The organism is Thauera propionica (assembly GCF_002245655.1).
Classification (GTDB): domain Bacteria; phylum Pseudomonadota; class Gammaproteobacteria; order Burkholderiales; family Rhodocyclaceae; genus Thauera; species Thauera propionica.
In genome coordinates this window covers 1-13,587 of record NZ_NOIH01000030.1, presented here as the reverse complement: position 1 = coordinate 13,587, position 13,587 = coordinate 1, and the positions used below count along the sequence as shown (strand labels likewise).

Annotated in this window: 11 protein-coding genes and 3 tRNA genes; 8 read left to right on the top strand and 6 right to left on the bottom strand. The window is 67.8% G+C overall.

The annotated features are described in order from the left end of the window. The first annotated feature begins 44 nt into the window (after nt 1-44). From CGK74_RS16645 to CGK74_RS16635, 3 genes are all read left to right on the top strand, one after another. Nucleotides 45-854, top strand: a complete 810-nt coding sequence (locus CGK74_RS16645) for an ABC transporter ATP-binding protein (protein WP_094269559.1) — start codon at nt 45-47, stop codon at nt 852-854. Nucleotides 855-915: 61 nt separating this feature from the next. Further along, nucleotides 916-2,151, top strand: coding sequence for a phenylacetate--CoA ligase family protein (locus CGK74_RS16640; RefSeq protein ID WP_094269528.1), 1,236 nt, complete (start codon nt 916-918; stop codon nt 2,149-2,151). Nucleotides 2,152-2,204: 53 nt separating this feature from the next. Next, on the top strand, nt 2,205-3,395 hold the full coding sequence (locus CGK74_RS16635) for a CaiB/BaiF CoA transferase family protein (protein WP_094269527.1): 1,191 nt from the start codon (nt 2,205-2,207) through the stop codon (nt 3,393-3,395). A gap of 54 nt (nt 3,396-3,449) precedes the next feature. On the opposite strand, the gene CGK74_RS16630 is transcribed toward CGK74_RS16635, so the two are convergent. From CGK74_RS16630 to CGK74_RS16620, 3 genes are all read right to left on the bottom strand, one after another. After that, the gene (locus CGK74_RS16630; protein ID WP_094269526.1) at nt 3,450-3,872 is read right to left on the bottom strand and encodes a PhaM family polyhydroxyalkanoate granule multifunctional regulatory protein; all 423 of its coding nucleotides are present in this window, start codon (nt 3,870-3,872) and stop codon (nt 3,450-3,452) included. A gap of 73 nt (nt 3,873-3,945) precedes the next feature. Then, complete coding sequence (locus CGK74_RS16625) at nt 3,946-5,868, bottom strand: hybrid sensor histidine kinase/response regulator (RefSeq protein ID WP_094269525.1); 1,923 nt, start codon at nt 5,866-5,868, stop codon at nt 3,946-3,948. Beyond that, nucleotides 5,865-6,860 (bottom strand): ABC transporter substrate-binding protein, encoded by a 996-nt coding sequence (locus tag CGK74_RS16620; protein ID WP_165770103.1) that lies wholly within the window; start codon nt 6,858-6,860, stop codon nt 5,865-5,867. Before CGK74_RS16620 ends, CGK74_RS16625 begins: the two co-directional genes overlap by 4 nt. Nucleotides 6,861-6,997: 137 nt before the next feature. Between CGK74_RS16620 and CGK74_RS16615 the strand changes: the two genes are divergently transcribed. After that, on the top strand, nt 6,998-7,627 hold the full coding sequence (locus tag CGK74_RS16615) for a response regulator transcription factor (RefSeq protein ID WP_094269523.1): 630 nt from the start codon (nt 6,998-7,000) through the stop codon (nt 7,625-7,627). A gap of 15 nt (nt 7,628-7,642) precedes the next feature. On the opposite strand, the gene CGK74_RS16610 is transcribed toward CGK74_RS16615, so the two are convergent. From CGK74_RS16610 to CGK74_RS16600, 3 genes are all read right to left on the bottom strand, one after another. Beyond that, nucleotides 7,643-8,350 (bottom strand): P-loop NTPase family protein, encoded by a 708-nt coding sequence (locus CGK74_RS16610; protein WP_094269522.1) that lies wholly within the window; start codon nt 8,348-8,350, stop codon nt 7,643-7,645. Nucleotides 8,351-8,462: 112 nt separating this feature from the next. Then, on the bottom strand, nt 8,463-9,215 hold the full coding sequence (locus CGK74_RS16605; RefSeq protein ID WP_094269558.1) for a class I SAM-dependent methyltransferase: 753 nt from the start codon (nt 9,213-9,215) through the stop codon (nt 8,463-8,465). A gap of 64 nt (nt 9,216-9,279) precedes the next feature. Next, entirely contained in the window at nt 9,280-12,810 is a 3,531-nt protein-coding gene (locus CGK74_RS16600; RefSeq protein ID WP_094269521.1) for an indolepyruvate ferredoxin oxidoreductase family protein, read from the bottom strand. Between the two features lie 253 nt (nt 12,811-13,063). On the opposite strand from CGK74_RS16600, the gene CGK74_RS16595 reads away from it, so the two are divergent. The 4 genes from CGK74_RS16595 to CGK74_RS16580 form a co-directional block, all read left to right on the top strand. Then, nucleotides 13,064-13,148: transfer RNA gene (locus CGK74_RS16595), tRNA-Tyr, on the top strand. 87 nt (nt 13,149-13,235) lie between these two features. After that, a tRNA-Gly gene (locus CGK74_RS16590) sits at nt 13,236-13,309 on the top strand. A gap of 17 nt (nt 13,310-13,326) precedes the next feature. Beyond that, nucleotides 13,327-13,401: transfer RNA gene (locus CGK74_RS16585), tRNA-Thr, on the top strand. A gap of 37 nt (nt 13,402-13,438) precedes the next feature. Next, the coding region (locus tag CGK74_RS16580) for a GTP-binding protein (RefSeq protein WP_240498767.1) at nt 13,439-13,587 on the top strand (149 nt) is incomplete at its 3' end.

Below are 13,587 nucleotides of genomic sequence, written 5' to 3'. Positions count from 1 at the left end.
CCGTCGCGCAACGCGTGGCGGGGCCGCATTCAGCGGATGAAATGATGAGCGCACCGAATCTTCTTCTCAATGTGAATGGCATCGAGGTGATCTACAACCACGTCGCCCTGGTGCTGAAGGGGGTCTCCCTGCAGGTGCCCGAGGGCGGCATCGTCGCCATTCTGGGTGGCAACGGTGCGGGCAAGACCACCACGCTGAGGGCGATCTCCAACCTGCTCAAGGGTGAGCGCGGCGAGGTCACCAAGGGTCTGATCGAGTACCGCGGCGAGCGTGTCGAGGCGCTGTCGCCGTCCGATCTCGTGCGCCGTGGCGTGGTGCAGGTCATGGAAGGGCGACATTGCTTCGCCCACCTGACGATCGAGGAGAACCTGCTTGCCGGCGCCTACACGCGCAGCAACAAGGGCGAGATCGCGGCCAACCTCGACAAGGTCTACACCTACTTCCCGCGTCTCAAGACGCGTCGCACCAGCCAGGCCGCCTACACCTCGGGCGGTGAGCAGCAGATGTGCGCGATCGGTCGCGCCTTGATGTCGAACCCGAACATGGTGCTGCTCGACGAACCGTCGATGGGCCTCGCGCCGCAGATCGTCGAAGAGGTGTTCGAGATCGTCAAGGACCTGAATGCCAAGGAAAAGGTGAGCTTCCTGCTCGCCGAGCAGAACACCATGGTCGCTCTGCGCTACGCCGACTTCGGCTACATCGTCGAGAACGGCCGCATCGTGATGGAAGGCGCAGCCAGCGAACTGTCGAACAACGAGGACGTGAAGGAGTTCTACCTCGGCCTGTCGGGCGAAGGGCGCAAGAGCTTCCGCGAGATCAAGCACTACCGCCGGCGCAAGCGCTGGCTGAGCTGAACCGGCCGAAAGGGCGGCAGGCAAGACGGAACACCACATTGCATCGAGCAGGGATGCCGACATGAACTTCTACGACACGCGGGAAACCCGCCCCCCCGAAGCGCGCGAGCGCGAGTTGATGGAGCGACTGCCGGCGCAGATCGCCCACGCCCGTGCCGGTGCGCCGGCCTTCGGCCGCCTGCTGGCAGACGTCGAACCCGATTCGGTGACGAGTCGGTCGGCGCTCGCCACCTTGCCGGTGACACGAAAGTCGGAGCTGCTGGAGATGCAGAAGGCGGCGCGCCCGTTCGGCGGCTTTGCCGCCGTCGGCTGGGGCAGTGCCTGCCGTCGCGTCTTTGCTTCGCCCGGGCCGCTGTACGAACCCGAAGGGGCGCGTCCCGACTACTACCGCCTGGCGCGGGCGCTGTTTGCCGCAGGTTTCCGCGCCGGCGATCTGGTGCACAACGCCTTCTCCTATCACTTCACTCCGGCCGGTTCGATGATGGAAACCGCGGCCCATGCGCTGGGCTGCACGGTCTTCCCGGCCGGGGTCGGCCAGACCGAGCAGCAGTTGGCCGCCATCGCCGACCTGCAGCCCAATGCCTACGTTGGCACGCCGTCCTTCCTGCGCATCCTGCTGGATAAGGCCGATGAACTGGGCGTGAAGCTGTCCTTCACCAAGGCCTTCGTGTCCGGCGAGGCCTTTCCGCCCAGCCTGCGCGATGCCTTCGCGGCGCGTGGCATTGCGGCCTACCAGGCCTATGCGACGGCGGATATCGGCCTCATCGCCTACGAGACCGAGGCTCGCGAAGGGCTGGTGGTGGACGAGGACATCGTGCTCGAGATCGTTCGTCCGGGCACGGGCGATCCGGTGGCGCCGGGCGAGGTCGGTGAGGTGGTCGTCACGACCTTCAATCCCGACTATCCGCTGGTGCGCTTCGGCACCGGTGACCTTTCGGCGCTGTTGGCGGGCGCCTCGCCCTGCGGTCGCACCAACCTGCGCATCAAGGGCTGGATGGGACGCGCCGACCAGACGACGAAGATCAAGGGCATGTTCGTGCATCCGGGCCAGATCGCCCAGGTGGTGCGCCGCCACCCCGAGATCGTGCGGGCCCGGCTGGTGGTGGATAACCCGGCTCTGAACGACCGCATGACCCTGATGTGCGAGGTGGCCGGCGGCGGCAGCGAGGACTTGGCGACCGCGGTCGCGGCCAGCATCCGCGAAGTGACAAAGCTGCGAGGCGAGGTCGCGTTCCTGCCGAACGGCGCGCTGGCCAACGACGGCAAGGTGATCGACGACGTGCGCACCTACGCGTAAGCTCGGTTCCGTCTTCATTCTGCGCGGCGCCTGCGGGCGCCGCCTTCACGCTCATGACCGATAACCCGAATGCCTCCGCACGCCTGCCGCTGACGGGTGTCCGCGTGCTTGATCTGACTCGCCTGCTGCCCGGCCCGCTCGCCACCCAGCATCTCGCCGACTATGGTGCCGATGTCGTCAAGATCGAGGACACCGGCGCGGGCGACTACGCCCGCACGCTCGGTGCGATGGGGGGCGACACCAGCTACCTGTACCAGGTGGTGAACCGCAACAAGCGCAGCCTGCGCCTCGATCTCAAGCACCCGGACGGCAAGGCTGCGTTCGAGAAACTGGTGGAGACCGCCGACATCCTGGTCGAGGGCTTCCGCCCCGGCGTGATGGACAAGCTGGGCCTCGGCTACGAGGCGTTGGCGCGCATCAATCCGCGGCTGGTGTTCTGCAGCATTTCCGGTTACGGCCAGACCGGACCGTATGCGCTGCGCGCCGGGCATGACATTAACTACATCGGCTACGCCGGCGTGCTCGACCAGATCGGCACCGCGGGCGGCGCGCCGGCGATCTCCAACCTGCAACTGGGCGACCTGCTCGGTGGGACAATGACCGCACTGTTCGGTGTGCTCGTCGCACTGGTGGATGCGCGTGCGAGCGGCAAGGGGCGTCTTGTCGATGTCTCGATGACCGACGGCGTGATGGCGCATGCGATCTTCCCGCTCACCGAGGTGCTGGCCAATGGCCGCGTGAAGCCGCGCGGCGAGGACCTGCTGACCGGCGAGGTGCCGTGCTACGGTGTGTATCGCACGGCAGACGGGCGCTACATGGCGGTGGGCGCGCTGGAGGAGAAGTTCTGGCACCAGGTGTGCGATACGCTGGGCCGGCCCGACCTGAAGCCGGCGCATCTGGCGAGCGGCGCGGCGGGTGCGGTGGCGCGGGCGGAAGTGGCCGCCATCTTCGGCGCACGCACGCAGGCGGAATGGATTGAAGTCTTCGATGCAGTGGATTGCTGCGTGACGCCGGTGCTGACCATGGAGGAAAGCCTCGAGAACCCGCAGCTGCGCGCGCGTGGCATGGTCACCGAGGTGGGCGGGGTACGGCAGTTCGGCCGGCCGGTGCGCCTCTCGGCGATGCCGTCGGTGCCGGCACGTCCCGCGCCTGCCGTCGCGGGAGCGGACAGCGATGCGGTGCTGATGGAGGCGGGCTTTTCGCCGGCCGACATCGAACGCTTGCGGGCGACCGGCGCGATCTGAAAGCAAAACGGCCCATCCGCAGGATGGGCCGTGTGGCGGGCCGAGGGCGAACGCTTACTTGTCGTCTGACGGTTTTCGGCGCGTACCGCGCGTCGCCTTGGGTTCGGCCGCCGAGGGCGGCGCCTCGGTCGTGGCGCCCTGTTCGCCATTCATGAAATTCCACGGCCACATCGCCGCAGCGGCGGCAAACGGGTTGGCGCCGGACTCGGCCTGACCGTCCTCGCCCTTGGCGTGCTGGCTCATGGCCTTGACGGCGGCGATCGCGGCACGCTGCATCTCCAGGCCCTGGATGCTCATCTGCAGCATGTTCAGGTTCATCTTGAGCCAGCCTTCCACCGCCTTCATGTCAGCGATGCGCTTGTCGAGCTCGTCGACATCGAGGGTCGGCGTCACCATGCCGGGCAGGGAGAAGCCCATGCTGTTCCACATGCCGCGGACGAATTCGAGCGGGTCCTGAGCGTTCTGATCCTGCGACATCGGCGTTCTCCCGGCAGTGTCTTGAGAATGGACCAATAGTAACCGAAGCGATGCGCCGCTGTGGTGGCGCGTGTCAGGTGTCGCCCAGCATGCGCTGGAGCAGGGCGCGCAACTTCGCCGGACGCACCGGTTTGTACAGCAGCGGCAAGCCGGCGGTACGGGCGCGGGCGAGGACTTCGGGCGCGGTGTCGCCGCTGATGAGGATCGCCTGCGGTCCCGCGCCGTCGCCGGCGGTGCGCAGCGCCGCAACGAGGTCGATACCATCCATGGGCCCGGACAAGCGGAGGTCGGTGATGACCACGTCGAAGCGCTGTGGTGATGCCGCCTGCTGCCCCAGCAGGGCTTCGGCGCTGTCGGCGATGGTCAACGCGCAATCCCACGACGACAGCAGCCCCGCCATTGCGTCGCGTACCAGCGGGTCATCCTCGACGATCGCGACTCGAAGTCCGTCGAGGCTGCCCAGCGCGCGTGCATCCTCGGGGGGACGGCCCTCGACCTCGGGGGCGGTCAGGGGCAACTCGACGGCGAAGGTCGAGCCGCGCCCCGGGGCGGAGCGCAGCTCGAGCCGGTGCGCCAGCAGGTCGACGAGGCGGCGCACGATCGCCAGTCCCAGCCCCAGACCCTTGTCGCGGGCGCGCTCGGGATTTCCGAGCTGGACGAACTCCTGGAAGATGACCTCCTGCGATTCGGGGGCAATGCCTGGGCCGTTGTCGCGCACCTCGACGCGCAGGTGTGCGCCGCGGCGGCGGCAGGCGACGAGGATCGTGCCGTCATGCGTGTGGCGTACCGCGTTGCTGACCAGGTTGCCGACGATGCGCTCGAACAGCATCGGGTCGCTGCGCACCCAGCCCGCGCTCGCGCGCAGTCGCAGCTGCAGGCCGCGACTGCGCGCGGCGGAGGCCTGCTCGGCGACGATGCGCTCGAGCACGGGCCGCGGATCGAAGGCGCGCACGACCGGTGTCATCACGCCGGCATCGAGCCGCGAGATGTCGAGCAGGCTGTCGAGCAGCTGATCCATGGCGTTGGCCGAGGCGGCGATGCGATCCACGATCTGCCGGCTGCGGGCGTCGAGCGACTGCTGTGCAAGTTCGGAGATGAAGAGGCCGAGCGCATGCATCGGTTGGCGCAGGTCGTGGCTGGCCGCGGCCAGGAAGCGCGACTTGGCGACGTTGGCCTGCTCCGCCTCGAGCGTGCGGGCGCGCAGTTCAGCCGTGGCGTCGGTCACCTGGCGCCGCATGTCGTCGTGGGCGTGCTCGAGGCGCGCCGCCATGTCATTGACGCCGACCGCAAGCCTGCGCAGGCTGCCGCCGCCGCGCACAGCCAGACGCTCGTGAAGCGCGCCGTGACCGATGCGCAGTACGGCGTCGGCCACGGCGCGGATCGGGCCGCTGACGCCGCGGCTCATGCGTGCCGCCAGCATGACACTGCCCACGAGCACCGCAAGCATGGCGCCAATGCTCGCCAGCAGCAGCTGCAGCCGGTGCTGGTGAATGCGCTCGAGTGACAGCTCGAGGACGATGGTGCCCTGCGCGACGGCTTCCCGGCGCGGCATCGGTGACGCGTCGAGGGCGAAGCCGTCGTCGATGTCGATCGGGCTCGCGCGGATCGGCTCGATGACCCGCAGGCGCGCACCTTCTGCAACCGTGCGAGGCGGCATGGAGGCGGATAACGCCGCAGGCAGTGCGTCGTCGGCGATTGCGCCGACAGCCGCAAGGGTCTCGCCGTCGACGCCGAGGATCCGTACGGCGAGCACATCCTCCTCGCCGGTTGCGGCGAGGGCGAGCAGGCGCAGGGCGTCGCGGTTGCCGGCGAAGACGTTGTACTCGCTCGCGGCGGCGATCTGGCGGGCGAAGGCCTGGCCGCGCGCGCCGAGCGCGTCATCCAGGTCGGACAGCCGCACACTGGTGAAGATGACCGTCATCAGCGCGGCCAGGACCAGCATCGGCACGATGGTGACGAACATCACCCGGGCGCGGACCCCCCAGTTGCTCATCATGGCGTCGCCTCCTCCAGGCTGCGCAGCCGTGCAGCCAGCGTCTCGGCGGGTGGCAGTTCGATACCCAGCGAGCGTGCCACCGTGGGGTTGGTCTGCACCTCGAAGCTGCGCGGCCCCGAAACCGTAGGCAGATTGCCGCCACGCAGGACGGACTCGACGACCTGTGCGGCATCGGCGCCGATCTGCGCCGGTGTCGAATAGAGGCTCAGCAGGGCCCCCGCCTTGGCGTAGGCGGCCGAGAAACCGAGGACTGGCGAGCGATGGCGGAAGGCGGTGAGCAGGATGTTCTGCACGGTAAAGCGGTTGAACACCGTCGGGTCTGGCGTGGCGATCAGCACCGCGGGCTCCGACAGCACGCTCTGCAACGCGCCGAACAGTTCGTTCTCGCGGGTGATGGAGGCCTGGGCGACGCCGAGGCGCGCGTCACTCGCCGCCCGCGCGAGCGGGGGGACGATTTCCTCGCTCTGCGAGCCGCCGATCAGGGCAATGCGCTGCAGCGTCGGCAGCGCGAGTTGCACGAGTGCGATCAGGCGGCTTGGCGGCTGGTCGAGTACGATGGCCGACTGCCGCCCGTTGGCGCGGGCGGGCAGAGATGCGTAGTTGTGTGCCGACAGCAGGATGTGCAGCACTGGCGCCGGGTTGGCGTGGCTGGCAACGGTGCGCGCTGCCGGCGTGCCCACCGTGACGACGATGTCGGCAACTCCCGTCTGGTCGGCGGAGGTCTGGTCCCAGGGGCGGATCTCGACTGCGCGACCGCGTTCCCCCTCGCGCAGCCTGGCCTGCAGGGCGTCGACAGCTTCGGTCTGCGCGGGCGTTTCGGCGCTTGTGACGACCAGGATGCGTTGGCCCGCCTGCACCGGTGCCAGCGACCCGAGCACGATCAACAGCAGGAGCAGCCAGCGGCCGAAGGTTCCGCTCCAGTTCCTTGGGTACGGGCTTGCCCGATCGCGCTCCTGCGGAGTGGCATGGGCCGAAAGGCGAAACGGGAGCAAACTGGAATATCTCGATCGGGTGGCGCGGTAGCGGGATTGTGCGTGCTTTCGCGGCTTGCCGGTAGAGGGAGGGTGTCGGGCGCGTGCTATGCTTCACGCATCCGCACGCCTACTCTCCTCAGCGCCTGGAGCCATTCTTGAGCAGGATTCTCATCGTCGAAGATCACGCGCTGGTGCGGGAAGCCATGGCGCAGAGCCTCGCGCGCCTGCAGGCAGGGCTGGCGTGCATCGAGGCCAGTGGTGCCGATGAGGCGATTGCCCGGCTTGAAGCCGATGCGGACATCGACCTCGCGATCATCGACCTGATGCTGCCCGACATGAACGGTTTCTCGCTGCTTGGGGTGCTTGCCAAGCGCTTTCCCGATGTCCCCGCGATCGTTGTGTCGGCGATCGACGACGAGGCGTCGGTGCGGCGTGCGATCAAGGCGGGCGCCTCGGGTTACGTGTCGAAGTCGAGTTCGGGCGATGTGCTGCTCGAGGCCGTGCGCGTCGTACTCGCAGGCGGTGTGCATACGCCGGCCGCACGTTCCGCGTCGGCACCCGGCGGTCGCGGCGTGCCCCCCAGCGAGCGCTTTGGCCTCACGACGGCGCAGGCCCGCGTGCTCGATCTGCTTGCCAGCGGCAAGACCAATCGCGAGATTGCGGACCTGCTCGGCCTGTCCGAAGGCACTGTCAAGGTTCACGTCACCGCGATCTTCCGTGCGCTGGGCGTGTCCAACCGCGCCCAGGCGCTTGTCGTCATGTCTCGCAGCGGCACGCGCCTCTGAGGCCGGCTGCCCCTTTCAGTGCGAGCGGCGCGCAGCGTTGGCCAGCCGCAGTGGCATCTCCGCGGCCGGTAGCGGCTCGACCTCGTCAATCAGCTCTTCGTCCACCGTGGTTTCCGAGAAATCGATCTCCAGCACCTGCAGGACCTGGCGCGCGATGGCCCTGCATGCATTGGCCAGCGGGGTGGGCATCTGCTCCGGCACCTGCTTCTGCAACAGCAGCTTGGTCGATGACAAGGCGTTGACCGGCCGCAGGATGCGGTGGCGATAGGCGCTCATCAACTGCGCGACGTTGCGGTCGGCCGCATCGCGCTGCCATGCGTTGGTCGGCCATTGCGTCGGTACTGCGTAGGCACGCGGGAACATCTCGAGGTCGCGCACGACCGTGCGGATGTCCTCGTGCGACTCGCGGAAGGGCAGCAGCACGATGTCGGACAACGCATAGAGCTTGCGGTCCATCTCGGTGCGGTTGCCGCCGCCGTCGATGACGCCGATCCAGTCGTCGAGGCTGCGCAGCTTGTCGACGACCTTGGTCAGGGCGTCGCGGGTGCGCGCGTCGGCGGTCACGTAGCGCCGCCCTCCGGGCAACAACGGTTCGCGTGAGGTGTCGGTGAGCACGCAGGCGGCGCGCTGCCCCAGCAGTCCCAGCCCCTGGCACAGCATGTGCGACAGCGTGGTCTTGCCGGTGCCGCCCTTGTTGCCGATCACGCAGATGATCTCAGCCATGGATCCCTTCGTCCTTTGCTTGCGACCGCCAGTGGCCGCACGATCTGGATTATCGCGAGCCGGCACGTTCGGCAAGCGCTTGAAAAGCGATGCTTCGTGGCGCCATTTCGGTCTATCGACCGGCGTTGGGCGGGCCCGGAAGGCGATAGACGTACAGTTGCGTGCCGCGCCGGTCCCCCACGTCCGCGATGCTTTCGGGCTGTACGCCCGGCACGGCGAAGCTGTTGCTGATCAGCACGCTGTCCGGCCGCATTTCCGCAACGGCCTTGGCCCACACGGTCGGCATCGGCACCGGGGAGAGGAAGGCATAGACTGCATCGTAGTCTGCCCAGGGCAGCGCGAACAGGTCGGCGCGCTGCCAGTCGATGTTGGGCAGGGGGGCGCACAACAGGCGCCCGATCAGCCAGGGCGCAGGGGCGAGCTCGACGCCAGTGAAGCGGCCTTCGGGGCGCGCGCGCGCCAGCGGACGGAGCAGTGAGCCGGTGCCGGCCCCGATGTCGAGCAGGCGCAGTCGACCGGCCGGAAGGAGCCCGGCGACCGCCGCAGCGGTGCGACGGTTGCTGAGGTAGAGCGGAACCTGGGTGCGGAAACTGGTCCAGTAGACCAGCAGCAACAGCACGAAGGCCGCGAGGTACCACACCGGGGCGATGCCCAGCTGCAGGGCGGCGACGGCGAGCGGCAGGAACGCCAGATGGATCGGCAGCCACCAGCGCGCGCTACGCAGGGCGAGCGCCGCGGCGGCGGCCAGCCCCGCCTGAGCCCCGACCAGTGGCCAGAGTCCGGTCAGCCAGCCGTTGCGGGCAAGGACGAAGGCGCCAGCAGCGCCGGCGAACTGGGCCAGGAGGGCTTTGAGGGCGGGGGGCATGCGGGCGCGGGTCAGGTGGGAGAGCGTGATCATAGCTTTCCGCTGCACGTCCCGGCGGCCGGGCTCATGGGCTTGGCTGCCGCGGGGGGAGGGCGCGCCATTCGGCGAGCAGCTCGGTGCGGCGCTCGGCGGCACGTGCCATCGCCCGCGCCTTGACATGACCGAAGCCGCCGATGCGTTGGGGCAGCGAGGCGATCTGCACGGCCAGTGGCAGGCGCGCAAAGCTCAGCGTGCACAGCAGCTCGTCGATGTCGGTCTCGAACTGCTCGATCAAGGCGCGTTCGGCGCGGCGCTCGGCCGTGTGGCCGAACAGGTCCCAGCGCGAGCCGCGCAGCCGTTTCAGCTTCGCCAGCAGGCGGAAGATCTTCATCATGCCGGGGCCGAAGCTGTGCTTGGCGATGAGGCCGGTATTCGGATCGGGCTTCGCCAGCAGGGGCGCGGCGAGGTGGAAGCGGACCGTGTAATCGCCGTCGAAGGTCGCCGCCAGCGCCTGCAGGAAGGCCGGTTCGGTGTAGAGCCGGGCGACCTCGTATTCATCCTTGTACGCCAGCAGCTTCGCGTAGCTGCGGGCGACCGCTTCGGCGAGGCGCGTGCTGTCCGCGCCGACGCGCTGAGCCTCCACGTCGCGTACGCGGTGGACCAGCAGCCGGAAACGCTCGGCGTAGGCGGCGTCCTGATAATCCGTGAGCAGCGCCACACGGTGCGCGACTACTGCGTCGAGACCGTCCGGGATGGACTCGGTCGGCACTGGCGGCGCCGCATGGCGCTCGACGGCGGCCAGATCATGGGCTGCCCGCCGCCCCCACAGAAAGGCGCCGCGGTTCAGGTCGACGGCGACACCGTTGAGTTCGATGGCCTTCATCAGCGAGCCCTCCGAAACCGGTACCAGTCCGCGTTGCCAGGCGAAGCCGAGCAGGAAGAGGTTGGTGGCAATGCTGTCGCCGAGCAATGCGGTGGCGAGGCGCTGGGCGTCGATGAAGTCGGCACCGTCCGCCATGGCTTCGCGCAGCGTTGCGACCATCTCGGCCTGCGGAAACTTCCAACCCGGGTTGTGGGCGAATTCCGAGGTCGGGATCTCGGCGACGTTGATGATGGCCCGGGTGCGGCCGGCCGCCATCTTGGCAAGGGCCTCGGTGCTGGCACTGACGATGAGGTCGCCGCCGATCACCGCGTCGGCTTCGCCGGCGGCGATGCGCACGGCGTGCAGCGCGTCGGGATGGTCGGCGATGCGGATGTGGCTGAAGACCGAGCCGCCCTTCTGTGCCAGACCGGTCATGTCGAGCACGGTCACACCCTTGCCGTCGAGGTGGGCGGCCATGCCGATCAGCGCGCCGATGGTGATCACGCCGGTGCCGCCGACCCCGGTGACGAGGATGCCGAAGGGGCGTGCGCTTGACGGCAGTCGCGGGGGCGGCAGCGCGTCGAATTCGGTTGCGTCGGTCTGTAGCGCCTGGCCCTTGCGCAGGCGTCCGCCTTCGATGGTGACGAAGCTCGGGCAGAAGCCCTTGAGGCACGAGTAGTCCTTGTTGCAGGACGACTGGTCGATGCGGCGCTTGCGCCCGAGGGCTGTCTCGACCGGCAGGATGGACATGCAGTTCGACTGCTCGCCGCAGTCGCCGCAGCCCTCGCATACCGCCTCGTTGATGAACACCCGACGTGCCGGGTCGGGGTAGGTGCCGCGCTTGCGGCGGCGACGCTTTTCGGCAGCGCAGGTCTGGTCGTAGATCAGCGCGGTGACGCCGCCCGACTCGCGCAGCTCGCGCTGGATCGCGTCGAGTTCGTCGCGGTGGCGGATAGGCACGTGGGGCAGGTCGGACGGACCGTAGGCGCGTTCGGTGCCGTCGATCACGACCACGATATTGTGCACGCCCTCGGCCTGCAGCTGGCGCACGATGGTCGGCACGTCGAGCGGGCCATCGTGCGGCTGGCCGCCAGTCATCGCCACCGCGTCGTTGTACAGGATCTTGTAGGTGATGCTGACCTTCGCCGCCACCGCCTGACGGATCGCCATCAGCCCGGAGTGGAAATAGGTGCCGTCGCCGAGGTTGGCGAAGATGTGCTTTTCGTCGGTGAAAGGGGCGACGCCGACCCACGGCACGCCTTCGCCGCCCATGTGGGTGAAGGTGCCGGTGCGGCGTTCCGGCATCCAGGTGACCATGTAGTGGCAGCCGATGCCGGCCAGCGCGCGGCTGCCCTCGGGCACGTGGGTGGAGGTATTGTGCGGGCAGCCGGAGCAGAAGGTCGGCACGCGGTCGGCCTGGAATGCGCGGCGCGCCAGCGATGCTTCCTTGGCCTGCAGGAAGGCGAGGCGGGCCTCGATGCGCTCGGAGGTAAAGAAACGCCCGATGCGGCTGGCGATGGCGCGGGCGATCATCGCCGGGGTCAGCTCGCCGGCGGCGGGCAATAGCCAGTCGCCGTGGTCGATCGTGCCATCCGGGCGCAGCACGTGCGCCCATTCGCCCTTCTCGTCGAACTTGCCGACCACGCGCGGGCGCACATCCTCGCGCCAGTTGTAGAGTTCCTCCTTCAACTGGTACTCGAGCAACTGGCGTTTCTCCTCGACGACGAGGATCTCGTCCAGACCTTCGGCGAAGGCGCGTACGCCGTCGGCCTCGAGCGGCCACACCATCCCGACCTTGTAAAGCCGCAGGCCGATCTCGGCGGCGAGCGCGTCGTCGATGCCGAGGTCGTCGAGCGCCTGGCGAACGTCCAGGTAACTTTTGCCGCTGGTGATGATGCCCAGCCGCGGATTCGGCGAATCGATCACAACGCGATTGAGCGCGTTCGCCCGCGCATAGGCGAGCGCGGCGTAGAGCTTGTAGTGCAGCAGACGCTTCTCCTGCACCAGCGGCGGGTCGGGCCACCGCAGGTTGAGCCCGTCCGGTGGCAGGGCGAAATCGGTCGGCGTGGAAATCTTGACCCGCTGTGGGTCGATGTCGACCGAAGCGGAGGTCTCGACCGTATCCGCCAGTGCCTTGAACGCGACCCAGCAGCCCGAATAGCGCGACAAGGCGTAGCCGTGCACGCCGAAGTCGATGTACTCCTGCACGCCGGCTGGTGTCAGCACCGGCATCATCATCGACTTGAAGAAGTGATCGGTCTGGTGTGGCAACGTGGAGGACTTGGCTGCGTGGTCGTCACCCGCTACGACCAACACCCCGCCGAAGCGGGCGCTGCCGGCAGCATTCGCATGGCGGAACACGTCGCCGCAGCGGTCAACGCCGGGGCCCTTGCCATACCACAGTGCGAACACGCCGGCGTGACGCGCGCCGGGTGACAACTGCAGCTGTTGTGTGCCCCACACGGCGGTGGCCGCGAGGTCTTCATTGACGCCGGGCTGGAACACGATGGCGTGCCGTTCGAGGTGCGCCCGGGCCTTCCACAGCGTCTGGTCGAGCCCCCCAAGTGGTGAGCCGCGGTAGCCCGACACGAAGCCCGCCGTATCGAGTCCGGCCGCCTCATCGCGCGCCTTCTGGATCAGCAACAGTCGGACGAGTGCCTGGTAACCGGTCAGATAGACACGGCCGGAGGCGAGCGTGTACTTGTCGTCCAAGGTGGCTCTGCCGGGCGCAGGCTGAGGTGTACGTTGGGCCATGATGCCGTCTCCTTCCAGGATGGGGCTTCGTGGAACGGGCTTCGTGCAACCGGCCGTTTGCTGCGACGGCCCAGAGGCGGGTCGCATTTGCCTGTTTGCCGTGTCCAGCCTAGGGCGGAGCGGTGGCCCGCTCAATGGCGGCAAACCCTGAACGCCAGCGCGAATGGCCGGGCTTCCGTACTTTTTGGGTGTCCGAAGCAAAAAGTATTTGACAGTGGAAAGGGTGTCCCCTATAGTGCGGGGCTTCCCGCGTGGAGGGATACCCAAGCGGTCAACGGGATCAGACTGTAAATCTGACGGCTCAGCCTTCGAAGGTTCGAATCCTTCTCCCTCCACCAGTAATACTCAACGTCGGTTGGCGTCCATGGCGCAGTCGGCGTGGCGGTTGTAGTGAATCGACTGCGGTCTGTTTTGCAGTGGCAGGCGCGGGTGTAGCTCAATGGTAGAGCAGAAGCCTTCCAAGCTTACGACGAGGGTTCGATTCCCTTCACCCGCTCCAGATGTGCTGTTTTCGGAGCCCTTGTAGCTCAGTGGTAGAGCACTCCCTTGGTAAGGGAGAGGCCACGTGTTCAATCCACGTCAAGGGCACCACTCATTTTCTGCCTGGCCTGGCGCGGCGGCCAACGCGATTGGGCGCCGCACTGGTTTTTCTGGTTCTGATTTTAAGGATAGCGATATGGCTAAGGGTAAGTTTGAGCGGACGAAGCCGCACGTCAACGTCGGCACCATCGGTCACGTTGACCACGGCAAGACCACGCTGACCGCGGCGATCACCAC